The organism is Actinoplanes sp. NPDC051470 (assembly GCF_040682035.1).
Taxonomy (GTDB): Bacteria; Actinomycetota; Actinomycetes; order Mycobacteriales; family Micromonosporaceae; genus Actinoplanes.
Genome location: NZ_JBFBAA010000026.1, coordinates 31,263 through 53,330 on the forward strand (window position 1 = coordinate 31,263; position 22,068 = coordinate 53,330).

Sequence of the window (22,068 nt, forward strand, 5' to 3'; positions counted from 1 at the left end):
TGGTGCTCCCTTTTCACTGGTGGTTCCGGTGCGATGCGTCGTGGAGCGCGCGCGCCACCCCCGACTCGATCTGCTCGATGAGGCTGCGGGCCGCGTCCGGGTCCTGCTCGACCGAGGACAGACCGGCGGCCCGGGCCGGCGGAGGGTCGTGCGGGGACAGGGTGGCGCCGGGCACGCGCCGGCTGAGCGACCGGCCGTCGGCGTCGGCCACCGGCTGCGGCGCGGGCGGCTCGGGCCGTGCGGGTGGGGGCGGGGGCGCTTCCTGGCGCGGCGGCGCCGCGGGCAGGCTGCGGACGACCTCGAACGCGTTCCAGGAGAACTGCTCGCGCCGCATCAGGTCGCTGACCCGGGACAGCGCCTCGGTCTCGGTGGGCTGGAGCCCGCCGGGGCTCCGAGGCACGGTCCCGGCCGGGCCGGCGTCGTCCCACGGCGACGGTGACCACTCGGTCAGCGGGACCACGGCCGGGGCGGGCACGATCTGCCGTACCGGCACGGCCGGCGACACCGGCATCGCCGGGGCCACGGGATCGCCGGCCAGCAGCGCGTCACCGATGTTCACGCCGACGGTGACTCCACCGCCGGGCGTGTGCGCCAGCGCGACCTCGAGCCCGTGGCGCCGGGACAGCCGGCCGACCACGAACAGGCCGAGGACCTGGCTCGGCACCAGGTCGAGCCGCTCGCGGCGGGCGATCCGGGCGTTCTCCTCGGTGAGCCGCTCGTCGGGCATGCCGATGCCGTGGTCGACGACGACCAGCCGGACGCCGTCCGGCACGGCCCGGGCGCTGACGCTCACCCGGGTGTGCGGCGGGGAGTAGCTGGTCGCGTTCTCGAGCAGCTCGGCGCAGATCAGCACCAGGTCGCTGACCAGGGCGGGCGCCACCGACAGGTCGAGCGGGACGTCGACGTCGACCCGGGTGTACTCCTCGATCTCGGCCAGGGCCAGCCGCACCACGTCGACCAGCCGGACCGGGGACCGGTGGCTCTCCTCCCGCTCGGACCCGGAGATCACGACCAGGCTGTCGGCGCTGCGCCGCAGGCGGTTGGCGATGTGGTCGAGCCGGTAGAGCTTGGCCAGCCGGTCCGGGTTGGCCTCCTCGTTCTCCAGCTCGTCGATCAGGCTCACCTGCCCGCCGACCAGGTTCTGGGTACGCCGGCCGATGTGGCCGAACATCTCGGCGACGTTGCGCCGGCTGAGCACCTGGCGCTCGACCAGCTGCGACGAGGTGCTCTGCACCCGTTCGAAGACGCGGGCCAGGTCGCCGATCTCGTCGTTCGAGCTCACCTGGAGCACTTCGAGGTGCACCGGTTCGACCGTCTCCCTCTCGTCGTCGGCGACCCGCCGCAGTTCCGTCTCGCCGGCCTCGGCCACCTGGGCCGCCGAGCGGCTGAGCCGGATCAGCGGCACCGCCACGGCCCGGGCCACCGCGGCCACCAGGATCAGCACGGCGAGCAGCACGAACAGGGCCAGGGCGCCGATACCGTACGCGGTGGTCAGCTGCCGTTGCCGTTGGTCCGAGACCAGGGCGGTGACGTCGTCGACGAGGCGCTTCTCGACGAAGCTGCCGAGCGAGTTGAACGACTGGAGGGCCGGGAACAGCGTGCCGATCGGCAGCCCGGCCATCGTGCCGTTCGGATCGGCCTCGAAATCGTCCTCGAAGTTGTCGCCGACACGCTGGTCGAAGGCGGCCGTGACCAGGTCGTACAGGCGCTGCTGGGGCTCGGTGGCGAAGGCCGCGAACCGGGCCAGGTTGGTGTCGTACTCGGCCCGTTCCTCGTGGTACTTCACGTCCTGGCGCCCGACGTTGCCGCCGGCCATGATGGCTAGCTGGGCGGTGCTCTCGGTGCTGGCCTCGTCCATCCGCAGCAACGCGTCCAGCGCGATGAGCTGCCGGCCGGCGGCGGTGTCGGCGTCGGCGTGCCGCACCAGCTCGAGTGACTCGATGAGGCCGTCCAGCACCGGACCGAACCGGTCGAGGATCTCCTGCGGCGGGATCCGCTTGAGCCGCACCCGGCTGCGCATCGCGACCATCGGCGCCTCGGTCACCGCGCCCAGCGCGGGCGGCACCTCGTCGCCCAGATCCTCCCGGACGTCGAGGACCCGGTCGGTGACCAGCGCGGTCTGCAGGGTGAGGTCGTCCTCGTCGACCACACCGAGCACGAACCCGACCGAGAGCAGCCGCTCGCGCTCCAGGTCCTGGAGCAGCCCGCCGATCCGGCCGGCCACCGTGGCCGCGTTGTCGATCTCGGTCGCCTGCCCGGCGTCGGCGACCAGGCCGCGGACCACCGGCACGACCAGGCCCGCCATCGCCAGCAGCGGGATCATCACCAGCAGGGTCAGCTTGCCGCGGATGCGGAGCCTACTGAGGAGCACCGAAACGCTCCCATCGTGCGAACTCCGGGTCGGACGCGGCCGCGGTCCGGGCCGGGGGCCATTGGGCCGGCGGCGCGGCGGTCTGGTGCATGGCCGGCTGGCGCGCCGAAACCTGATGGGCCGGGGCCGGATGCGCCGGCGCCTGATGGGCCGGAGCCGGGCGCGCCGGAGCCGACCGGCCGGGACCCGGTGGCGGCGCCGGCCGGTCCGGCCGGCCCGCGGTCGTGCCCCGGTCGCGCCGGACCAGGCCCAGCACGATCGGCGCGAGCATCAGCAGCGCGGCCAGCACCAGCGTCCCGATGGTCAGCAGGCGGCGCTGGCTGAGCGACGAGAGCCGGTCGCGCAGCGCGATGTCGATCTGGTCGAGCAGCGCCGCCGAGAGATCCGCGGCCGCGGCCTGCATCTCGACGCGGGCCCGCCCGACCTGGGCCACGTCGATGCGGCCCCGGCCGGAGGTCAGCGGCGTCATCAGCGGCAGCAGGCTGTCGATCGACCGGTTGAAGCGGTCGAGCTTGTTCAGCAGGGCGCCGCCGAGGCTCCGGCTGCCGGTGCCCTCGACGGCCAGCCGGACGTCGTCGGTGAGGTCGCGAGCATTGCTGACCAGGTCGGAGCGCGCCGCGTTGATGTCGACCAGGGCGTCGGCCCGGGCCGACCCGGTCAGTCCGGCCGCGCTGATCAGGCGATCGGTGTAGCCGGCGGCAGCGGTGATGCCTTCCGGGAGCTCCTGGGCCGCGCCGTCACCCAGGTAGTAGCTGTCGGCGTCCGGGTCGCGGATCAGCTTCGAGTTGTTGCGTACCTTGTCGATCAGGGCCAGCAGCAGGTCGTTGGTTCCGCTGTAGGCGTCGATCATCGTCGCCGGGGTGCCGCTGGCCGGCAGAGACTCGATCTTGGTGCGAAGTCCGGTCCATCGGTCCTGGGTACGCAGCCGGCCACCGAGTTCGCTGTCGACGGCGGCGACCGCGTCGACCGCGCGGATCAGCACCTCGCGCTGGGGCGGGGCCCCGCTGACCGCGGCCGACTCGGCGTTGGCCAGCGCGATCTCCAGCGGCACCAGCGCCTGGATGTACCGGACGCCGTCACGCTCGAGGTCGGCGAACGAGACCTGCTCCCCCACCGACTGCCAGACCATGGAGAAGAGCAAGGTCACCGGAACAATCATGACAAGTGGGTACAGCCTCCGCGAGATCGAGCCGAACGGCCACCCACGCCGACGCTGACGCGTCCCTGCAGTCATCTTCACTCACCCTCGGCGCGAACACCGCGCTTGCTCCGAAACAGTCCGTCCTGGGAACAAACCGCAGGATGGTCGGGGTGAATTTACTCACGTTGAACCGCAACGAGTTAAGGAGCCTTGACCGATTGTTACGGAGATCCAGTTAGGAATGGTGGGCGTTCAGACAGTGATCATGTTCGAACCTTGTCCTGTGATCTTGCGAGTCGTATAATCACCGCTCCTCGCGGCCGGGCTCAGGTCGCGGCGGCCGGAAACCGGAGGGTGAACCGGGCCCCGGGAGCGTTGTCGACCTGGATCCGGCCGCCGTGCCGGGCCGCGATGTCCTGGACGATGGCCAGGCCCAGGCCGGAGCCGCCGCCGTCCCGGGCCCGGGCCTCGTCCAGCCGGGTGAACGGTTCGAACGCCCGCTCACGGTCGGCCGCCGCGATGCCGGCGCCGTCGTCGACGACCTCGGTGACCACCTCGGCGCCCCCGGCCGAGACCGTGATCGTCACCGCGGCGCGGGCGTGCCGGTCCGCGTTGTCCAGCAGGTTGCGCACCAGCCGCTCCAGCTGAAGCTGGTCCCCGGTCACCACCGCCGGACCGGTCACCACCGCGGTGAACGCGACCCGGCCACCACCCCCGTACCGCCGTTCCGCCACCTGCTCCTCCGCGATCGCCGCCAGGTCGACGTGGTGTTCCGGCCGCGTTCCCGGTCGTTCCAGCCGGGCCAGCAGCAACAGGTCCTCGGTGAGGTCCTGCAACCGCCGCGCCGACGCCAGCACGACGTCCAGGGCGGCCGGCCGGTCGGCGGCCAAGGCGCCGGCCCGGGCCACCTCGACCGTGTTGCGCAGGCCGGCCAGCGGGCTGCGCAACTCGTGGGCGGCGTCGGTGATGAAGCGGCGCTGCCGGACCGCGGCCTCCTCGAGCCGGTTCAGGGTGGCGTTGGCGGTCAGCGCGAGCGCCTCGATCTCGTCGCCGGTGTCCGGCACCGGAACCCGCCGGTCCAGTTCGGCCGAGGTGATCGCGGCCAGCCCGTCGCTCACCGCCTCGACCAGGGCGGCGACCGGCTTCAAGGCCCGCCCCGCGGTGAACCAGGCGACCGCGGGACCAGCAGCACCGCGACGGGCAACCCGGTGGCCAGGACCGGGTCGACCGCGTCGACGGCGGCCTCGGCCTCGGCCGGCGACACCAGCACGAAGTAGGTGACCCCGGTCCGGGCGCCGGCCCGGACATCCGCGGCGACGAACGTCCGGGTGCCGGCCGGGACGTCCGCGGCGACGAACGTGGCCGGTCGGCCGTCGAGCCGGACCGTGACCTGGCTGATCCCGCTCGCGAGGTGCCGGCGGCCGGCCCTCAGCCGCGCCGGGTCGACCTTCGCCGGCAGGTCGCCGTGGCCGGTCAGCCCGGCCGCCCGCCGCCGATCGGTGCTCTCGGTCGCCCGCACGTGATTGTCGCCGTCGATCGCGAGCCACCGGGTCGAGCCGTCGGCCGGCGGGCGCCCGATACCGGAGGCGTCCGCGTCGGCGAGAGCCCGCGCGCCGATCGCGGTCTGCGCGGTGGACGCCTGGAAGCGGTTGTCGTAGAGCTCGTGGCGCAGCCATAGGGCCCCGGACCCGAAGCAGATCGCGGCCGCCGCCGTCGCGGCGAGCGTGGTGCGGACCCGGACCGAGGTGAGCCTCGGCCTAAGCACGGCCGTCGACCAGCCGGTAGCCGACGCCGCGCACGGTCTCGATGCTGCGGCGCTCGAACGGCAGGTCGACGCGGCGGCGCAGCGCGGACACGTACACCTCGATGATGTTGATGTCGCCGTCGAACGCCATGTCCCACACCTCCTCGATGATCTCCGTCTTGCTGACCACCTCGCCCGGCCGGCGGGCCAGGGCGACCAGCACGGCGAACTGCTTGGCGGTCAGCGGGATCTCCTGCGGGCCACGCCGGCAGCGGCGCCGGACCTGGTCGATGATCAGGTCGCCGACCCGCAACTCGGTCGGCGCGGGTCCGGGCCGGCGGCGCAGGAGCGCCCGGAGCCGGGCCAGCAGGACGACGTACGAGAACGGCTTGGTCAGGTAGTCGTCGGCGCCGGTGTCCAGCGCCTCCGCCTCGTCGTACTCCCCGTCCTTGGCCGTGAGCACCAGCACCGGCGCGGTGAGGCCGGCCCGGCGGACGCGCTCGCACAGCTGGAAGCCGTTCAGGCCGGGCAGCATGAGGTCGAGGACGAACACGTCGTACCGGTACAGCCGGGCCAGGTTCCACCCGTCCCGCCCGTCGTGGGCGACGTCGACCGCGTACCCCTCGGCCTCGAGCCCGGCCCGCAGCGAGGCGGCCAGGTCGCGCTCGTCCTCGACCAGCAGTATGCGCACCGGCGACATGATGCCAGGCCGCGGTATCGCCGACCTGAAGCGAGCTTCAGGCTCGGCCGGCACCGTGAACGGCCCGGTCACCGCCGTGATCAATTTGATAGGTGCGCGGCCGACGAACGCGTACTAGGGTCGGTCGCACCAGATTGCAAGCATGTTTCATATGTGTCAAAACGTTCCCGGTCGTGGTCTCGGGTCGCCGAGTTCACCGGCCTCGAATCAGGCAGGGAGCTGGCCATGGAGGACCACGGAATCGATCGCCGACGACTCCTTCGAGGGCTCGGCCTCGGCGCGGCGGGTCTCGCCGCCGGACCCATCCTGTCCGCGTGCAGCGGGGGCAGTTCCGGCCTGTCCGGCGGCAGCAGCAGCGGTGGAGGCAGCGGGTCCAAGCCGCCGCTCAACGTCTGGTACCACCAGTACGGCGAGGCCGGCACCCAACAGGCCGTCGAGCGCTACGCCAAGGAGTACGACAAGGCCGCCGTGAACGTCCAGTGGACGCCCGGCGACTACACCTCCAAGCTCAACTCGGGGCTGCTGTCCACGTCGGGACCGGACGTCTTCGAGAGCACGCCCAACATCGACCAGGTCAGAAGCGGTCAGATCGTGCCGCTGGACGACATCATCGCCGACGTGAAGAGCGACTACACCGAGGCGGACATCAAGTCGTCCACCGTCGACGGCAAGATCTACATGATCAAGATGGTCGACGACATGGGCGTCCTCTACTACCGCAAGAGCGTCCTGGCCAAGGCCGGCATCCAGCCGCCGACCACCATCGACGAGCTGATCGCGGCGTCCAAGGCGCTGAACACCAAGGAGCAGAAGGGCCTGTTCATCGGCAACGACGCCGGCGTGACCCCGGCGTTCGGCGGCGGATCGCTGCTCGGCCAGATCCTCTGGTCGGTCGGCAGCGACTACCTCACGGCCGACAACAAGCCCGGCTTCACCAGCCCCGAGGCCAAGCAGTCGTTCGCCAAGATGCAGGAGCTCTTCAACTCCAAGTCGATCCTGCTGGGCTCGCCCACCGACTGGTGGGACCCCTCCTCGTTCACCCAGGGCCTGGCGGCCATGCAGTGGTGCGGCCTGTGGGCCATGCCCGGCATCCAGAAGGCCGTCGGTGACGACTTCGGCGTCGTACCCTGGCCGGCCTTCAGCAAGACGGTCGGCAAGCCGTCCACCTTCGCCGGTGGCTGGGGCGCGATGGTCAGCGCCAAGGCCAAGAACGTCGACGCCGCCAAGGCGTACATCAAGTGGCTCTGGATCGAGAACCTCAAGAACCAGGAGGACTTCAACCTCAGCTACGGGTTCCACGTCCCGCCGCGCAAGTCGCTGGCCGCCAAGGCGAGCAAGCTCCAGGCGGGCCCGGCCGCCGACGCGCTGAAGATCTTCAACGACTACGCCGTCGCCGCCAACCCGGCCTGGACGCCGAAGATGAACAGCGCCTACGCCGACGCCGCCACCGCGATCGTCCGCAAGGGCGCCAACATCGACAGCAGCATCGCCACGGCGGAAAAGGCCGTCAACGCTGAGCTCAAGCGGCTCTTCGGCTGAGGCATGGCCACCACCGAAGTGGCGGCGCCGCCGAGCCCGGCGCGCAACAAGGGACGGGTCCGCGGCGTCGCCCCGGCGTTCTGGGTGTTCGTCGGCCCGTTCCTGATCGGCCTGATCGTCTTCGTCTACGTGCCGATCATCTGGTCGGTGATCCTGAGCTTCTCGCGGGCCCAGAACACCGTGACCCCGGGCGACTGGGTCGGGCTGAGCAACTACATCGACCTGCTCAAGCCCGGCCCGTTCCTGGACAGCCTGGTCACCTTCACCGTCTTCGCCGCGTTCATCGTGCCGCTGACCTTCGCGCTGGCGCTGGGGCTGGCGCTGCTGCTCAACCGGATCCGGTTCATGCGCACGTTCTTCCGGTCGGTGTTCTTCCTGCCGACCGCCTGCTCGTACGTGGTGGCCTCGCTGGTCTGGAAGCTGTCCATCTTCAACGGGGTGCGGTTCGGCCTGGCCAACACCGTGCTCGGCTGGTTCGGCGTGGACAACGTGGCCTGGCTGGCCTCCAGCGACCCGCCCTGGTACTGGCTGGTGCTCGTCACCGTACGGCTCTGGCTCCAGCTCGGCTTCTACATGATCCTGTTCATCGCCGGGCTCCAGCGGATTCCCAAGGAGCTCTACGAGGCGGCCGACGTGGACGGCGCCGGCCGGGGCTGGCAGACCTTCCGCTACATCACCTTCCCGCAGCTGCGGGCGACGTCGGTGGCGGTCCTGCTGCTCCTGTTGATCAACGCGTACCAGGCCTTCGACGAGTTCTTCAACCTGCTCGGCAACTCGTCGTTCGCCCGGCCACCGCTGGTCTATCTGTACTACACGGCGCAGGGCAACCAGGACTACGGGCACGGCACGGCCGGCGCCGTCATCCTGGCGCTGCTGATCATGATCGTGACGCTGGCACAGGGCCGGATCTTCGGTTTCGGGAGGGCTGAATGACCGTCACCACGACGCCGGCCGTGGCCGCCGAGGACGAGGCCTCGCCACCGCCCAACCCCCGTCGCCGCACGCCGGCCGAAGCGCTCGCCACCTCGGCCCGCTACCTCGTCCTGACCATCGCGGCCGTGCTCTTCCTGGTGCCGTTCTATCTGATCGTCCGCAACGCGCTCTCGGTCGACACCGAGATCACCGCGGCCGACTGGAAGCTGTTCCCGACCACCCTGCACTGGGAGAACTTCGGGGAGCTGTTCACCGACCCGTCGGTCAACATCCTCCAGGCGCTGGGCAACTCGGCGATCGTGGCCGTCCTGCAGACCCTGGGGATGCTGCTGCTGTGCTCGATGGCCGGCTACGGCCTGGCCCGCATCCCGTACCGCTGGGCCACCCCGATCTTCTACGCGGTGCTGGTCACGTTGATGATCCCGCCGGCCGTGACGTTCATACCGACGTTCATCATCGTGTCCCAGTTGCGCTGGGTGGACACCTATCAGGGCATCATCGTGCCGGTCCTGTTCAGCGGCTTCACCACGTTCCTGTTCCGGCAGTACTTCCTCAACTTCCCGCGCGGTCTCGAGGAGGCGGCCCGGATCGACGGGCTGGGCTGGTTCGGCTCGTTCTGGCGGATCGTGGTGCCCAACTCGGGGGCCTTCTTCTCGGCGATCGCGGTGATCACGTTCATCACCAACTGGAACCAGTTCCTGTGGCCGCTGATCGTCGGCCAGGACTCGTCGAAGTGGACGGTCCAGGTGGCGCTGAGCACGTTCCTCACCGCCCAGACGATCAATCTGCACGAGCTGTTCCTGGCCGCCGCGGTCTCGATCGCGCCGCTGGTGCTGGTGTTCGTGCTGCTCCAGCGCTATCTGGTGCAGGGTGTGGCCGAAACCGGCATCAAAGGCTGAGTCCGGAGACTTGTCCTCGTAACATACGTTGATCATCCTGGGAACGCTCCCATCGATCGACGTATGCGAGGTTCTCGTTGTCTCTGCGCCTCCACGGGTTCGGGCTGGCGGCGATCCTCGTCGCCCAGGCCGTTGTCGCCCCGGCCTCGGCCGCAGCCGCCGCACCACCGGCCGCCCCCGCCGGAACCGCTGTCACGCTCATCACCGGGGACAAGGTCACCGGCGGTGAGTCGAACCCCGAGGTACGCGACGCCGAGGGCCGGCTGACCGGCTTCCTCCAGCATCGCGAGGGTGGTGACACGTACGTCTATCCGCACGCCGCGCTGCCCTATCTGGCCTCCGGCCGGCTCGACAAGGATCTCTTCAACCTCAGCGAGCTGATCGAGTACGGGTACGACGACGCCCACAGCGCCCGGATCCCGCTGATCGTCACCTACCGGTCGGCCGCCGCCCAGCGCACCGCCACCACCCTGCGTGGGGCCTCCGGCGTCCGGCCGCTGAACAGCATCCGCAGTGCCGCCCTGAGCGCCGAGCGTTCGGGCGCGTTCCTCGCCAACCTGAAGACCAGCGGCATCGCCAAGGTCTGGCTGGACGGCAAGGCCAAGGGCGCGCTGGCCGAGAGCACCGCGCAGATCGGCGCGCCCGAGGTGTGGAAGACCGGCAACACCGGCGCCGGCGTCGACGTCGCGGTGCTGGACACCGGCATCGACACCGCCCACCCGGACGTCGCCGGTCAGATCGCGGCGACCAGGTCCTTCGTGCCCGGCGTCGCGTCGGTGGAGGACGGCGCGGGCCACGGCACCCATGTCGCGTCCACCATCGCCGGCACCGGCGCCGCCTCCGGCGGCCTGGAGCGCGGCGTCGCGCCCGGCGCGCGGCTGCACATCGGCAAGGTCCTCGCCGACGACGGCTTCGGCCAGGAGTCCTGGATCATCAGCGCGATGGAGTGGGCGACCCGCGAGCAGCACGCCCGCATCGTCAACCTGAGCCTGGGCGCGGACCCGACCGACGGGACCGACCCGATGAGCATGGCCGTCAACCAGCTCAGCGCCGAGACCGGCGCGCTGTTCGTGATCTCGGCCGGCAACGACGGGCCGAGCGCGTACACGGTGGGCACGCCGGGCGTCGCCGACGCCGCGCTGACCGTCGGCGCGGTCGACCACGACGACCTGCTGACCTTCTTCTCCAGCCAGGGACCGCGGCTCGGCGACCGGGCGGTCAAGCCCGAGCTCACCGCCCCGGGCGCCGGCATCCTGGCCGCCCGCTCGCAGTACGCCCCGGAGGGCGAAGGCTCGTACCTGACGATGAGCGGCACCTCGATGGCCGCCCCGCACGTCGCCGGCGCCGCGGCGCTGCTGGCCGCCGAACACCCGGGACTGACCGCCCAGCAGCTCAAGGACGCGCTGGTCAGCACGACCAAGCCGACCCCGGACGTGTCGATCTACCAAGCCGGCAGCGGACGACTGGACGTGGCCGCGGCGACGGCGGCCCCGGTGTTCGCGACCGGTGTCGTCAACTTCGGCTACCCGGCCTACCCGACCGCCCCGGACGGCCCGGTCGACCGGGAGATCCGCTACACCAACACCGGCGACCAGGCCGTGACCCTCGACCTGAGGCTCGACGGGCTCGACTTCGTCACGCTGTCGGCGCGGCAGATCACGGTGCCCGCGCACGGCTCCGCCTCGGTCACCGCGAGCCTCGAGTTCGACCAGGTGCCCGCCGACCGGCTGCACTCCGGGTTCATCAGCGCGACGGCGACCGGCCACCAGGCGATCCGGACGTCGCTCGCGGCCGGCCGCGAGGGCGTACGCCATCTTCTGACCCTCAAGGCCAAGAACCGCGCCGGGAAGCCGACCGGCGGCCAGCTCGTCCTGCTCGGGCCGGGCCTCAACCGGACCGAGCAGATCGACGCCACCGGCACCCTGGCCCTGCGGCTGCCCGAGGGCGGCTACACCGCCTGGCTCAGCACCGACGTCGAGGGCGCGCACGGCCCGTCGTCCCGCGGCCTCGCCATCATGCCGGTGCCGGTCATCGAGCTCGACCAGGACCGTACGGTCGTCTTCGACGCGGCCAAGGCCAAGCCGGTCGCCGCGACCACACCGCAGCCGGCCGTCGTGACCGCGTCGCGTTACCGGATCGAGCGCGACTTCGGCGCCGGCTCGTGGGTGGACGCCTGGAACCCGAGCGCCGAGTACGACAGCGTGTGGGTCCTGCCCACCAGCCGGAAGGTGACCGAGGGAACCTTCGCCTTCGGCAGCCGCTGGCGCCTCACCCAGCCCGCCCTGACCGTGGCCTCCGGCGGCGAGACGTACGACGACGTACGCGTCCAGCGGGCCCGGACGCCCCTCCCCCGCGGGCACAGCCAGGTCGACGCCGTGCTCGGCGGGGACGCCCGCGGCAAGGCCCTGGTGGTCCGCCGCACCGGCACGGTCCCGCTCGAACAGCAGGCCGCCGAGGCCGCCGCCGCGGGCGCGAGCCTGCTGGTCGTGGTCAACGACGGCATCGGGCGGCCGGCGCCCTGGCCGGACTCGGTGTGGGCGCCGGCCGACCCGCCGCCGCTGACCGTGTCCACCCTCACCCGCGACGAGGGCGAGCGGCTGATCACCCGGATCCAGGCGGAGCGGCGCGTCCGGCTCGCCCTGACCTCGCGCCCGTCCACCGAGTACGTCTACGACCTGGTGCACGACTATCCGGCCCGGATGCCGGCCGACCTCACCTACCGCGCCACCGCCCAGAACCTGGCCCGGATCAACACGTCGTTCCGCAACTGGCGGCCGGCCCAGCTGCTGGAGAACCGCTCGGACGTCAACGGCCCGCTGGAGTACACGGTGACCCCGGCCATCGGGGACCGGGTCGACTGGGTGACCGCCGGGGTTCCCTGGACCACCGACGTCCAGATCCTGGATGAGCAGGGCCAGCGCAACGCCCCGACGGTGTATCCGGCCGGCTCGGTGCGCAAGGAGCACTGGTTCGGGCCGGTGCAACGGCCACGCCTCATCCCGGACGCCACGTCGAACCCGGTGTTCCGGCAGGAGGGCGGCTGGTTCTTCGCGGTCATCCCCGGCTGGGGTGACTCGGGCGCCGCGCACGAGGGCAACACGTTCACCTGGGACGCGGACAACACCATCCGGCTCTACCAGGGCGACCGGCTGGTCGGCCAGACCGATCGCTACGACCGGCAGCTGAAGGCCGGCAACCTGGCCGACGAACGGCTGCCCTACCGGCTGGTCTCCGAGAACAAGCGCGACGCGTGGGCCGGTCCGTACTCGATCGACACCCGCACGGAGTGGGGTTTCACCTCGGGTGCCGTCGCTCCGGGGGCTCCGATCGAGGTCCCGGCGCTGATCCAGCTCGACTACGCGGTGGACACCGACGTCGCGGGCAAGGCGGCCCGGGACGCCGGCCTGACGATCTCGGCGCTCACCCTGCCCACCGCCACGGGCGCCGGTCCGATCCGGTCGGTGGCGCTCGAGGTGTCCTATGACGACGGCGTCACCTGGCGGCCCGGTCGGCTGCGGGAGGGCAACCGCGGCTGGCGTACGCACCTCGACGCCCCGGCCACCGCGCAATTCGTCTCCCTGCGCACCACCGCCCGGGACACCAAGGGCAACACGGTCGACCAGCGGATCACCCGGGCATTCGGGCTGACGTGACGTGGCGCGGCCGGGGCCGGCCCAGTACCCTGCCTGCTGGCAGGCCCCGTCCGCGTCCACATGAGAGGCACCCCTCATGACCACCGCCACGCCGGATTCCAGCGCCCCCAAGTTCGACACCGGCGTGCCGCACAGCGCCCGGGTCTGGAACTACTGGCTGGGCGGCAAGGACAACTACGCCGCCGACCGCGAGGTCGGTGACGAGGTCAGCGCGGTCTTCCCGGCCATCGTGGAGAACGCCCAGGCCTGCCGCGCCTACCTCGAGCTGGTGGAACCCGGCGTGGTCACGATCTCGCGGTGGCGGCCGGAGCCCGGCGCGGACGACGCCCACCAGGATTCGTACGGCGGCGTCGCCCGCAAACCGTAGGCGCTACCGGGTGGCCGGGACGATGCCGCCGAAGTCGCGCCACGCCGTCCCGTAGTCCTGGAACCCGATCCGCGCCCCGGCCGTGCGCGTGGTCGTGCCCTTGGCCCGGATCTTGCCGTTGGCCGACACCGAATAGATCGGGCCGCCGCTGTCACCCGGCCGGGCCGCCGTCTGCCCCTCGGTCTGCTCCGCCTCGACCAGATCCTCCCGGTCGGCGTAGAAGAACAGCACCTTCAGGTTGCAGACCGGGCGGCCGAGCTGACGCGAGCTGGTGACGCCGGACTGGCACAGGTACTCGCCGACGAACGTCCAGCCCCATCCCTCGACCGACGCGGTCACGTTGTCGGTGGGCGTGCCCACGTAGACGTACCCGTCGACGCTGGACGTCGGCACCAGCTCGACGTCGTGGTCCTGGTTGCGCGCGCCGATCGTGCCGATGGCCTCGCCCCGGCCGTCGGTGAAGCGCTGGCCGGTCTGCCCGCAGTGCGCGGCGGTGAGGATGTAGCTGGCCGACCCGTTACGCACGCCGAAGCCCGAGGTGCAGGCGGTGCCCTGGTCGGTGTTCACGATCGTGGCCCCGCCCCGCCACGGCGCCCGGTCGTCGTCCCGGCTGGTCGGCTCGAGCGGCGCCTCCACGGCCACGTCGACCGGTACGCCCACGTCCGGCACCGCGGCCCACAGCGACGACGGGACGGACACGACCAGGCCGCCGCCGTCGGGCCGCAGCTTGATCGCCTGGACCGCGTCACCGCCGCCCGGCCAGCTCGCCCGCAGCCGGCCGGCGGCGGCGCGCAGCTCGGCCATCGAGTGGTCGGCCTCGTGGACCCGCACCGGCGCCGACCGGGAGGCCTGGGCGATGACCCGCCGCATGGACGCGGGCACGGCGCCCTTCCACCACAGGGCGACGCTCGATTCCTCGAGGACGATCCCGGCGTAGCCCGGGTAGGCGCGGTGTTCGATCTCCCATCGGACGGTGGAGGCGGCGGCGACCAGCGGACGCTGCCGGGTCATGCGCTGGAGGTCGGACAGCTTTGCTTCCGGATTTGCTTCCGCGGGCGAGGCGGCGAGGGCGGTCATGAGTACGGCGGCCGCGGCGGCGGCCAGCCATCGACGGTACGGTGACATCGATGTCATTGTGTTCAGCCTCCTGGGGATGACGACGTGAGGTCGGGAGCTTCCATCGATCGATGTAAATGGAAACTAACCTTCCAGCAGCCGCGACGCCACCCCCTCGCAGCATCTGCGGAACCCCTCAGTGCAGGGCTCGCACCGGGCCTTCCGTCTCCGGCTCGGCCGCGGCGAGCAGCTCCGGGACGGTGACCAGGCGGAAACCGCGCCGCCGGAGGCCGTCGATCATGGCCCCCAGGCCGCGCACGGTGATCAGCCGGCGATCGTCACCGGCGTCGTGGGCCAGCACGATCGCGCCCGGCCGCACCGAGTCCACGATGAACGCCGCCTGGGCGCCGGGGTCGCCGCGGAAGCTGCGCTCGTGCATCTCGTCCGACCACAGCACCAGGTCGTAGCCCATCTTGGCGGCGGCCAGCACGGTCGAGCCGCCGAGGTGGCCGAACGGCGGCCGGAACAGGGTCGGGGTGCGACCGGTGTAGCGGCGGATCACGTCGTCGGTGCGCCGCAGCTCGTCGTACACCCCGCGCAGGTCGAGCGTGGCCAGATCGGGGTGCGACCAGGAGTGGTTGCCGATCGCGTGCCGATCCATCCGGCCGCGGATCAGGTCGTGGTGGCGGGCGACGTTGCGGCCCTCCATGAAGAAGGTGGCCGGCGCGTCGGCCCGGTCGAGAACGTCGAGGACGTCCGGCGTCCAATGCGGGGCCGGCCCGTCGTCGAAGGTGAAGGCGACCAGCGGCTCCTCGGTCCGCCCCCGGTAGTGGATCTTCACGTCCGGGTGGGCGACCGCGCCCAGGTCGTCGGCGGCGGCCGCGTACCCGCCGGCCACCGGAGGCCGGTCCCACCCGCACCAGTGCCGCACCGCGGGCGCCGCGGCCACGCCGACCGCCACCCCGGCGCCACCCAGCAGAGCCCCCCGCACGACAGCACGCCGACTCAACCCCGCAGCCACCACATTCCCCCGTCTCGATGTGTGGCTCGCAGCATTGTGGATCATCGGTGGTCGGCGCTTCCCCCACACGGCGGAGTCGCGCCCGGAGAAAGCTCGGCCTATCGGCCTAGGGAAGGCCCCCTAATCAAGGTGTTGCAGGTTGTTGTCGTAGACGCCGTCGGTCGTGACCAGGATGCCGTTGAGGCGGGTCGCGATGAACGCCTGGATCTGGTCGAGCAGCTCCCAGGCGTCGTCGTCGAGGGTCTCCGGGAACAGCTCGATGCCGATGATCTGCCGGCCGGCGCGAAGCCGCCCGGCGGTCTCCTCGGTGACCTGGCGCTCGGCGATCGCCTCCGCCACCAGCTCGCTGATCGTGGCGGCGTCGACGTCGTGCTGGAAGATGATCGGCTTGGCCACGCCGGGCAGGCGCATCTGCATGCTCTTCCAGCCCGCGTCGTCGTCATCGCTGGGGTCGGGGCTGAACATCGGCTCCCCGTCGCCGTACCAGCCGTCGACCGCGTACTCGGCGATGTCGCGCCGGGAGATCGGCGCGTCCGAGGCGCAGAAGATGTTGTGGAACTGGGACATCACGCGGCCTTCCGCAGCAGGTCAGGGGGTGGGTCGGCGCTTGGAGTGCGGATCGTCACCTGCACTGTACTTGATCCAGTTCTCCTCTTCGGGCGCCTTCTTGTCGACGAACTGGAGGGTGTCGTTCGGCCCCAGGACGCCCAGTTCCTCGGCGATCTTCTTGCGTTCCCGGCTCTCCGGCAGGCCGCCCTGGGTGGTCGCGCCGACCTCGAAGTAGTCGGTGCCGCCGGAGTTGTTGTCGCGTACGCCGTCCGGGAACCGGCCGCCGAGGTTGACGTTCTCGACCTGGTCGACGCCGTGGTTCTCGGTCAGGTACCGCTTGGCCGCGACCTGTTCCGGCCCGCCGGACCGGCCCGGGCGCTGACCGGAGGCGGCCTGGTCGTAGTGCAGCCGCTTGTAGTCGTCGAAGGACAGCAGGTCGTCGGGCGACTTGCCGCTGTTGTAGGCCTTCTGCCGGTAGCGCTCGTACCGCCACTCGGCCGCGCCGGGCTGACCGGCGACCGGCTTGCGGCCGGTGGGCCCGGTCGGCGGCCAGGGCCGGCCGTCCGGTGTCGTCGTGCCCGGCGGCGTACGCCCGGGTGTCCCCCGCCCCGGCCGGCTCCGGGCGGGGCGGGGCGCGCCCGAGCCGACCTGCCCGCCTCGGGTGGCGTCACCGACCGCGGCCTCGGCCTGCCGCATGCTGCCCGCGGACCGCCCCGCGCGCGGCCGTAACGGCCGGAACTCCGGCTCGTCCCCGCCGCCGTCCGACCCGCCGCCTCGATTACGTCCCGCCACCGCTACCCCTCGAGCAGTGCGGTGAGGTTCCGCAGGCTCGTGACCAGCGCGGTCGTGTACGACAGGATCCGCCCGGCCCACTTGGCCACGGCCGAGACGATCTGGGCCGCCACCACCGGGATGGTGACGATCAGCAGCGACTCGGCGGCCCAGACGATCACCCGCGCCACCAGGTCGGCGATCAGGTCGCGGACGATGTCGCGGGTGAACTGCACCAGGTTGCCGGCGGCCTGGGTGGCCGAGGCCATCCCGGAGGCCAGCACGCTGAGCCCGCCCAGCGCGTCCACATTGCAGGACATCAGGCTGTAGTACGAGTCGGCGGCCGCGCCCTGCCAGTCCGGGAAGTCGGCGTTGAGGCCGGCCTGCAGGTCTTGGGCCAGGGCGGCCAGCTCGCCGGACATGTTCGACCACGTCTCGGCGTGCGCCGCCACCCGGTCCGGGATGCCGGCGAGCTGGTCGAGCATCTCGCGCAGCGGCTCGAAGTACTCCATCGCCCAGCTCAGACCCCCGGCCAGCAGCGTGCTGAACGGGTCGAGCACGGTCGCGGTGACCTCGAGCGCGAACGCGCCGCCGGCCAGCGCCCCCTCGACCCAGCTGCCGCCGCTGATCGCCTGTTGCAGGCCCTGGAAGCTGTCGGCCAGCGGCGCGGCGGTGGTGGCGGTGCGGGTCGTCGCGACGTCGGCGACCAGTGATCGGTCAGACATGGTGAGCTCCCCGGCGCTACCGGCCGCCGGCCTGGCGGACCCCGTCCGCGGCCTCGCTGTCGGCCTCGTCGTAGTCGTCCGCGGTCTGGATCAGCGCGTCACCGGCCAGGCTCAGGTTCTCGGCCACCTGCGCGAAGAATTGTTCCTGGGCCTGGTGCCGGCGTTCGAGAATGCCCGACATCCACCCGCAGAGCAGCCCGTACGCCTCGTCGTCCTGGGCGATCGACGCGCTGGCGCTCCGGATCGCCGCCACCCGGTCGCGCAGGCCGTCGAGGTTGCTGACATGTGACCGGATCTGCTGCCCGTCCACCGAAACCGCGTCCGTCATGCCTCTGATCCCCCGTTCAGCTGCTGTTCCATCCGCTCGGCGATGGTGCGGCCGGCGATCGAATCGGGGCCGACGGTCTCCTCGATGATCTGCCGGGACCGCTCGGCCGCCTTGAGCCGGGCCGCGCGCAACGCGGTCAGCACCGCCCGGGACGACGCGTCCGGGGCGATCCGCTGGACGCGCTCGGTGAACCGCAGGTCGGCCAGGACACCGGTCGAGTCGATGGTCACCGCGACGATGCCGTCGCCGTCCTCGGCGGACACCCGCAGCTCGCCGAGCCGGTCGCTCATGGCCTGGGTGTCGGCCGCCATCCGCTCGATGCGCCCCTGCCAGTTCTGCAGGTAGTCCAGCGCCGAGTCAGGGTCGAGCGGACCTCCTGCGGCCGTCATGACACCCCCGTCGAGAGACGTACGCCGATCGATCGAGGAGTCTAGCAATCGCAGGTCAGGCGCGCTTGACGGCGACCGTGACCCGGTGGGTGGTGGCGAAGATGGCGCCCGCCCAGCCGTGCGCGTCACGGAAGGACAGGCTGGTCGCGTCGTCCTCGGCCCGGTCGGCGACGATCGTGAACGCGGCGCGGGGCAGCTCGCGGCGGTAGAACGACAGCACCGCGGCCGGGTCGGGCGCGGTCAGCGTGAACGAGGCGCCCGACTCGGGGTCGGACAGGTCGGCCACCCGGCTGCCCGCCGGCAGCGGGAACGCGGACGGGACATTCCGGACGACCGTCGAGGTTCGCGCCACCGCCCGGACGCCGGACGCGGCCCGCCGAGCCTCGGGCGCCGGCGCGATCGCGGCGGGCTGGTCGTTACGCCGAGCCTCGGCCGTGGTGGCGCTGCCACAGGCGCCGACCCCGGCGCCGGCCAGCAGGGCGGCAACCACGGCGGCGATCCGTCTCGCGATCATGCGTCCCATTCTCGGCCATCCGGTCAAGATCGGCGTGAAATGGGACGGGTGTCACGCGCCTTGACCACCGCTGTCCTTGGAGAAACCGCCGGTCAGGAGGCGGTCAGACGCTTCTTCAGGTACGCCGCCAGCGGGCGCTCGACGAGCCGGTGCACCGCGTACGCCAGGGCCAGCATGGCCGCGATGACCAGGACCACGGTGACCGGGCGCGGCATCTCCGGCAGGTGCTGGATCAGCGTGCCGCCGATGTGCTGGTGCAGCAGGTAGAACGGATAGGTGAGCAGCCCGGCGGTGACCAGCCAGGGCCACCGGACGCGGGCCGTCCAGCCCAGCGCCACCGCGGCCACGATCAGGAAGAACATGGTCACGATCAGCATGGCGACGGTCAGCGAGAGCTCGCGGTGCTCGGTCTTCCCGGTGGCCGCGACCCGGGCGCCGAGCGAGTACATGCCCATCGCCCAGGAGAACACGATCAGGCCCCAGTGGCGGATGTCCGAGCCGAACTTGTGGACCAGGAAGAAGCCGATCCCGGCCACGAAGTACGGCGCGTACGCGGGCTGGAGCAGGATGGTCAGCACCGGCAGCCCGGCCTTGACCGAGACGGCCGCGGCGATCAGCCAGGCGTACCCGAACCAGAGCACCCGCCGGCGGGTCACGCCGAGCGCGACCACCACGGCGAAGAGCAGGTAGAACCGGGCCTCGGCCCAGAGCGTCCAGTACGACAGATCCACCGCGGGGATGCCGAGCGGCTCGTTCAGCATGGTCAGGTTGACCACGACCTGCTGCGGGTTGACCGGCTTCTCGAAGGACGGCCAGATCGTCACCACCGCCGCGGTGAGCAGCACCGCGGCCCAGTAGGCCGGGAACAGCCGGATCAGCCGCGACCGCGCGAAGGCCCCGACGGTGCGTCCCCAGCAGCTCAGCGAGATGACGAACCCGCTGATCATGAAGAAGAGCTCGACACCCAGCCAGCCGTACGAGGTGACATGCACCGCCCGCTGGAACGGCGCCTCACCCGGCCCCCACAGTTTGTCGGCGTTGATCGCGGTGAAGTGGAAGAAGGCCACCGCCAGCGCGGCACACAGCCGCAGCCCGTCGAGCACGGCGAGCCGCCCACCGACACGCGGCGTCGCCACGACGGGCACGGGCTTATGCAGCTCGAGGCCGGTCGACACAATGAGTTCCCCCGAATTCCCACTGCGACATCAGAACCGCGAGCACAGTACGGTATCCGGCTCTTCGAACCCCAGCGGCCCCTTGACCGGTCGTCGAAGACCGCAAGAACCGTCAAGTCGTGGCGCCGTTCGAGCTGCATGGCGCCGGGCCCTCCAGGAGGAGTATGACTGTCGAGATGGTCGCGCCGGCCTGGATGCATCAGCAGGTCACGGCCGAGCAGTACGCGTCATGGACGGAAGAGCAGTGTGCGGGTATCGAGATCGTGGACGGCATGGCTCTCGTTTGTCCGAGCGCGTCCAGGCGGCACAACCGCCTGGCCCGGCTGCTGGCGAACGCCCTGGATGCGGCCGCGGGGCCGGACTGGACCGCTGACACCGACTTCGATGTCCGGCTTCAGGATGTGCCGCTCAACAACCGTCGTCCGGACGTGACGGTGTACCGGGCGGAGACCATCGATGTGACTCCGACACGACCCGAGCATGTGCTTCTGGTGATCGAGGTGGTCTCTCCGGGGTCGGAGACGACCGACCGGGTCGTCAAGACCGATCAGTACGCGAGGTTCCGGGTCACGGAACGACCTTGGACCCCTTGCCCGGCTGAGCAAGGGGTCCGGGGACCGGCCGCGGGTTCAGGCGATCTTGCGGCGGTAGGCGGCCATCGCGAAGGCGTACGCGACGACCAGGATGCCGGCGCACCAGGCGAGGGCGATCCAGATGTCGTTGCCGACCGGCTGCTGGTCGAACAATGCCCTGATCGCGTTGACGATCGAGGTGACCGGCTGGTTCTCGGCGAAGGCCCGCACCGGGCCGGGCATCGTGCCGGTGGGGACGAAGGCCGAGCTGACGAAGGGCAGGAAGACCAGCGGGTAGGAGAAGGCGGACGCGCCGTCGGGGGTGGTCGCGGTCAGGCCGGGGATCACGGCCAGCCAGGTCAGGGCGAGCGTGAAGAAGCCGAGGATGCCGGCCACGGCGAGCCAGGACAGCACCCCGGCCGGCGAGCGGAAGCCCATGATCAGCCCGACCAGGACGATGACCACCACCGAGATGGCGTTGGACACCAGTGAGGTCAGCACGTGGCCCCACAGCACCGAGGATCGGGCGATCGGCATCGAGTGGAAGCGTTCGAAGATGCCCGACTTCATGTCGTTGAAGAGCCGGAACGCGGTGTACGAGATGCCGCTGGCGATCGCGATCAGCAGGATGCCGGGCATCAGGTAGTTGGTGTAGTTGCCGCCGCCGGTCTGGATGGCGCCGCCGAACACGTAGCGGAACAGCAGCAGCAGCGCGATCGGTGTGATGGTGACCGTGATGATGGTGTCCAGGCTGCGGGTCACGTGTCGCATGGACCGCCCGAGCATGACGCGGATGTCGTTCATCGCTGCCCCACAATCGCCAGGAAGATCTCTTCGAGGGTCGGCTGCCGTTCGACGTACTCCACCTTGGCCGGTGGTAGCAGTTCTCTCAGTTCGGCCAGCGTTCCGGACCGGATGATCGTGCCGTTGTGCAGGATGGCGATCCGGTCGGCCAGTTTCTCGGCCTCGTCGAGATATTGGGTGGTGAGAAGAATGGTCGTCCCGTGGTGCGCGAGTTTCTGGATCACCTGCCACACCTCGAGGCGGCCTTCCGGGTCGAGCCCGGTGGTCGGCTCGTCGAGGAAGATGATCGGCGGGTCGCCGATCAGGCTCATGGCGATGTCGAGCCGGCGGCGCATGCCACCGGAGTAGGTCGCCACCCGCCGGCCGCCGGCCTCGGCCAGCCCGAACCGTTCGAGCAGCTCGTCGGCCACCCGACGCGGGTTCTCGACCCGCCGGAGCCGGCCGATCATGACCAGGTTCTCGCGGCCGGTGAGGATCTCGTCGACCGCCGCGAACTGCCCGGTCAGGCTGATCGACTCACGCACCCGCGCCGCCTGCGACACCACGTCGTACCCGTTGACGCCGGCCGCGCCGTCGTCCGGTCTCAGCAGCGTGGACAGGATCCGCACGATCGTGGTCTTGCCGGCGCCGTTCGAGCCGAGCAGCGCGAAGATGCTGCCCCGCGCCACCTCGAAATCGACGCCCTTGAGCACGTCCAGCTTCTGGTACGACTTCCGCAATCCGCTGACCCGGATCGCCGGTCCCTGCTTCTCCATCATCGCGTCTCCCGTTCGGTGATGCCGGTGTGGCACCACTATGACACCACAGTGATGCCATG

Annotated in this window: 20 protein-coding genes and 2 pseudogenes; 6 read left to right on the plus strand and 16 right to left on the minus strand. The window is 71.1% G+C overall.

The features are described from left to right. Window positions 1-13: 13 nt before the first annotated feature. The 5 genes from AB0M54_RS34825 to AB0M54_RS34845 form a co-directional block, all read right to left on the minus strand. The gene (locus AB0M54_RS34825; RefSeq protein ID WP_364476030.1) at window positions 14-2,371 is read right to left on the minus strand and encodes a nitrate- and nitrite sensing domain-containing protein; all 2,358 of its coding nucleotides are present in this window, start codon (window positions 2,369-2,371) and stop codon (window positions 14-16) included. Next, window positions 2,358-3,518, minus strand: a complete 1,161-nt coding sequence (locus AB0M54_RS34830) for a hypothetical protein (RefSeq protein ID WP_364476032.1) — start codon at window positions 3,516-3,518, stop codon at window positions 2,358-2,360. Before AB0M54_RS34830 ends, AB0M54_RS34825 begins: the two co-directional genes overlap by 14 nt. A 320-nt stretch (window positions 3,519-3,838) precedes the next feature. Further along, window positions 3,839-4,660, minus strand: a complete 822-nt coding sequence (locus AB0M54_RS34835; RefSeq protein WP_364476033.1) for a HAMP domain-containing sensor histidine kinase — start codon at window positions 4,658-4,660, stop codon at window positions 3,839-3,841. Continuing rightward, window positions 4,657-5,277 (minus strand): hypothetical protein, encoded by a 621-nt coding sequence (locus AB0M54_RS34840; protein ID WP_364476035.1) that lies wholly within the window; start codon window positions 5,275-5,277, stop codon window positions 4,657-4,659. Before AB0M54_RS34840 ends, AB0M54_RS34835 begins: the two co-directional genes overlap by 4 nt. After that, window positions 5,270-5,947 (minus strand): response regulator transcription factor, encoded by a 678-nt coding sequence (locus tag AB0M54_RS34845; protein ID WP_364329889.1) that lies wholly within the window; start codon window positions 5,945-5,947, stop codon window positions 5,270-5,272. Before AB0M54_RS34845 ends, AB0M54_RS34840 begins: the two co-directional genes overlap by 8 nt. A 234-nt stretch (window positions 5,948-6,181) precedes the next feature. Here AB0M54_RS34845 and AB0M54_RS34850 point away from each other — a divergent pair, with 234 nt between their 5' ends. The 5 genes and pseudogenes from AB0M54_RS34850 to AB0M54_RS34870 all read left to right on the plus strand — a co-directional run. Continuing rightward, the gene (locus AB0M54_RS34850) at window positions 6,182-7,495 is read left to right on the plus strand and encodes a sugar ABC transporter substrate-binding protein (RefSeq protein ID WP_364329892.1); all 1,314 of its coding nucleotides are present in this window, start codon (window positions 6,182-6,184) and stop codon (window positions 7,493-7,495) included. Between the two features lie 3 nt (window positions 7,496-7,498). Continuing rightward, window positions 7,499-8,428, plus strand: coding sequence for a sugar ABC transporter permease (locus AB0M54_RS34855; protein ID WP_364329895.1), 930 nt, complete (start codon window positions 7,499-7,501; stop codon window positions 8,426-8,428). After that, window positions 8,425-9,327 carry a carbohydrate ABC transporter permease gene (locus AB0M54_RS34860; RefSeq protein ID WP_364329898.1) on the plus strand — a complete coding sequence of 301 codons (903 nt, stop codon included), beginning with the start codon at window positions 8,425-8,427 and terminating at the stop codon, window positions 9,325-9,327. The genes AB0M54_RS34855 and AB0M54_RS34860 overlap by 4 nt, the downstream gene beginning before the upstream one ends. Before the next feature lie 77 nt (window positions 9,328-9,404). Continuing rightward, a complete protein-coding gene (locus tag AB0M54_RS34865) occupies window positions 9,405-12,980 on the plus strand; it encodes a S8 family serine peptidase (protein ID WP_364476037.1) in 3,576 nt (1,191 codons plus the stop codon). A 76-nt stretch (window positions 12,981-13,056) separates the two neighbouring features. Beyond that, window positions 13,057-13,242 (plus strand): annotated as a pseudogene (locus tag AB0M54_RS34870) (SAM-dependent methyltransferase); the annotation flags it as partial. Between the two features lie 108 nt (window positions 13,243-13,350). Here the strand turns inward: AB0M54_RS34870 and AB0M54_RS34875 are convergent. The 9 genes from AB0M54_RS34875 to AB0M54_RS34915 all read right to left on the minus strand — a co-directional run bounded on the left by AB0M54_RS34875 (window position 13,351) and on the right by AB0M54_RS34915 (window position 19,836). Next, the gene (locus AB0M54_RS34875) at window positions 13,351-14,472 is read right to left on the minus strand and encodes a peptidase (RefSeq protein WP_364476039.1); all 1,122 of its coding nucleotides are present in this window, start codon (window positions 14,470-14,472) and stop codon (window positions 13,351-13,353) included. A gap of 127 nt (window positions 14,473-14,599) precedes the next feature. Beyond that, complete coding sequence (locus AB0M54_RS34880; RefSeq protein WP_364476040.1) at window positions 14,600-15,394, minus strand: polysaccharide deacetylase family protein; 795 nt, start codon at window positions 15,392-15,394, stop codon at window positions 14,600-14,602. A gap of 150 nt (window positions 15,395-15,544) precedes the next feature. Next, on the minus strand, window positions 15,545-15,991 hold the full coding sequence (locus AB0M54_RS34885; RefSeq protein ID WP_364476042.1) for a hypothetical protein: 447 nt from the start codon (window positions 15,989-15,991) through the stop codon (window positions 15,545-15,547). 21 nt (window positions 15,992-16,012) lie between these two features. Further along, a complete protein-coding gene (locus AB0M54_RS34890) occupies window positions 16,013-16,765 on the minus strand; it encodes a hypothetical protein (RefSeq protein ID WP_364329911.1) in 753 nt (250 codons plus the stop codon). A gap of 2 nt (window positions 16,766-16,767) precedes the next feature. Further along, window positions 16,768-17,469, minus strand: a complete 702-nt coding sequence (locus AB0M54_RS34895) for a hypothetical protein (protein ID WP_364476044.1) — start codon at window positions 17,467-17,469, stop codon at window positions 16,768-16,770. A 16-nt stretch (window positions 17,470-17,485) separates the two neighbouring features. Further along, window positions 17,486-17,797, minus strand: coding sequence for a type VII secretion target (locus tag AB0M54_RS34900; protein WP_364329916.1), 312 nt, complete (start codon window positions 17,795-17,797; stop codon window positions 17,486-17,488). Next, window positions 17,794-18,186 carry a YbaB/EbfC family nucleoid-associated protein gene (locus AB0M54_RS34905; protein WP_364329919.1) on the minus strand — a complete coding sequence of 131 codons (393 nt, stop codon included), beginning with the start codon at window positions 18,184-18,186 and terminating at the stop codon, window positions 17,794-17,796. The genes AB0M54_RS34900 and AB0M54_RS34905 overlap by 4 nt, the downstream gene beginning before the upstream one ends. Window positions 18,187-18,241: 55 nt before the next feature. Continuing rightward, a complete protein-coding gene (locus AB0M54_RS34910; RefSeq protein WP_364476046.1) occupies window positions 18,242-18,700 on the minus strand; it encodes a hypothetical protein in 459 nt (152 codons plus the stop codon). A gap of 92 nt (window positions 18,701-18,792) precedes the next feature. Continuing rightward, window positions 18,793-19,836, minus strand: a complete 1,044-nt coding sequence (locus tag AB0M54_RS34915; RefSeq protein ID WP_364476048.1) for an acyltransferase — start codon at window positions 19,834-19,836, stop codon at window positions 18,793-18,795. Between the two features lie 233 nt (window positions 19,837-20,069). Here AB0M54_RS34915 and AB0M54_RS34920 point away from each other — a divergent pair. Next, a pseudogene (locus AB0M54_RS34920) lies at window positions 20,070-20,438 on the plus strand (Uma2 family endonuclease); the annotation flags it as partial. A gap of 66 nt (window positions 20,439-20,504) precedes the next feature. Here the strand turns inward: AB0M54_RS34920 and AB0M54_RS34925 are convergent. Both AB0M54_RS34925 and AB0M54_RS34930 read right to left on the minus strand, forming a co-directional pair. Continuing rightward, the gene (locus AB0M54_RS34925; RefSeq protein ID WP_364329927.1) at window positions 20,505-21,251 is read right to left on the minus strand and encodes an ABC transporter permease; all 747 of its coding nucleotides are present in this window, start codon (window positions 21,249-21,251) and stop codon (window positions 20,505-20,507) included. Further along, a complete protein-coding gene (locus AB0M54_RS34930; RefSeq protein WP_364476050.1) occupies window positions 21,248-22,009 on the minus strand; it encodes an ATP-binding cassette domain-containing protein in 762 nt (253 codons plus the stop codon). Before AB0M54_RS34930 ends, AB0M54_RS34925 begins: the two co-directional genes overlap by 4 nt. Window positions 22,010-22,068: the final 59 nt, after the last annotated feature.

What these genes read in the sequence shown, in the direction of transcription:
- AB0M54_RS34850 (WP_364329892.1), top strand. Translation starts at nt 6,182, where the DNA reads ATGGAGGACCACGGAATCGATCGCCGACGACTCCTTCGAGGGCTCGGC.
- AB0M54_RS34855 (WP_364329895.1), top strand. Translation starts at nt 7,499, where the DNA reads ATGGCCACCACCGAAGTGGCGGCGCCGCCGAGCCCGGCGCGCAACAAG.
- AB0M54_RS34860 (WP_364329898.1), top strand. Translation starts at nt 8,425, where the DNA reads ATGACCGTCACCACGACGCCGGCCGTGGCCGCCGAGGACGAGGCCTCG.
- AB0M54_RS34875 (WP_364476039.1), bottom strand. Translation starts at nt 14,472, where the DNA reads ATGTCACCGTACCGTCGATGGCTGGCCGCCGCCGCGGCCGCCGTACTC.
- AB0M54_RS34885 (WP_364476042.1), bottom strand. Translation starts at nt 15,991, where the DNA reads ATGTCCCAGTTCCACAACATCTTCTGCGCCTCGGACGCGCCGATCTCC.
- AB0M54_RS34895 (WP_364476044.1), bottom strand. Translation starts at nt 17,469, where the DNA reads ATGTCTGACCGATCACTGGTCGCCGACGTCGCGACGACCCGCACCGCC.
- AB0M54_RS34900 (WP_364329916.1), bottom strand. Translation starts at nt 17,797, where the DNA reads ATGACGGACGCGGTTTCGGTGGACGGGCAGCAGATCCGGTCACATGTC.
- AB0M54_RS34905 (WP_364329919.1), bottom strand. Translation starts at nt 18,186, where the DNA reads ATGACGGCCGCAGGAGGTCCGCTCGACCCTGACTCGGCGCTGGACTAC.
- AB0M54_RS34910 (WP_364476046.1), bottom strand. Translation starts at nt 18,700, where the DNA reads ATGATCGCGAGACGGATCGCCGCCGTGGTTGCCGCCCTGCTGGCCGGC.
- AB0M54_RS34925 (WP_364329927.1), bottom strand. Translation starts at nt 21,251, where the DNA reads ATGAACGACATCCGCGTCATGCTCGGGCGGTCCATGCGACACGTGACC.
- AB0M54_RS34930 (WP_364476050.1), bottom strand. Translation starts at nt 22,009, where the DNA reads ATGATGGAGAAGCAGGGACCGGCGATCCGGGTCAGCGGATTGCGGAAG.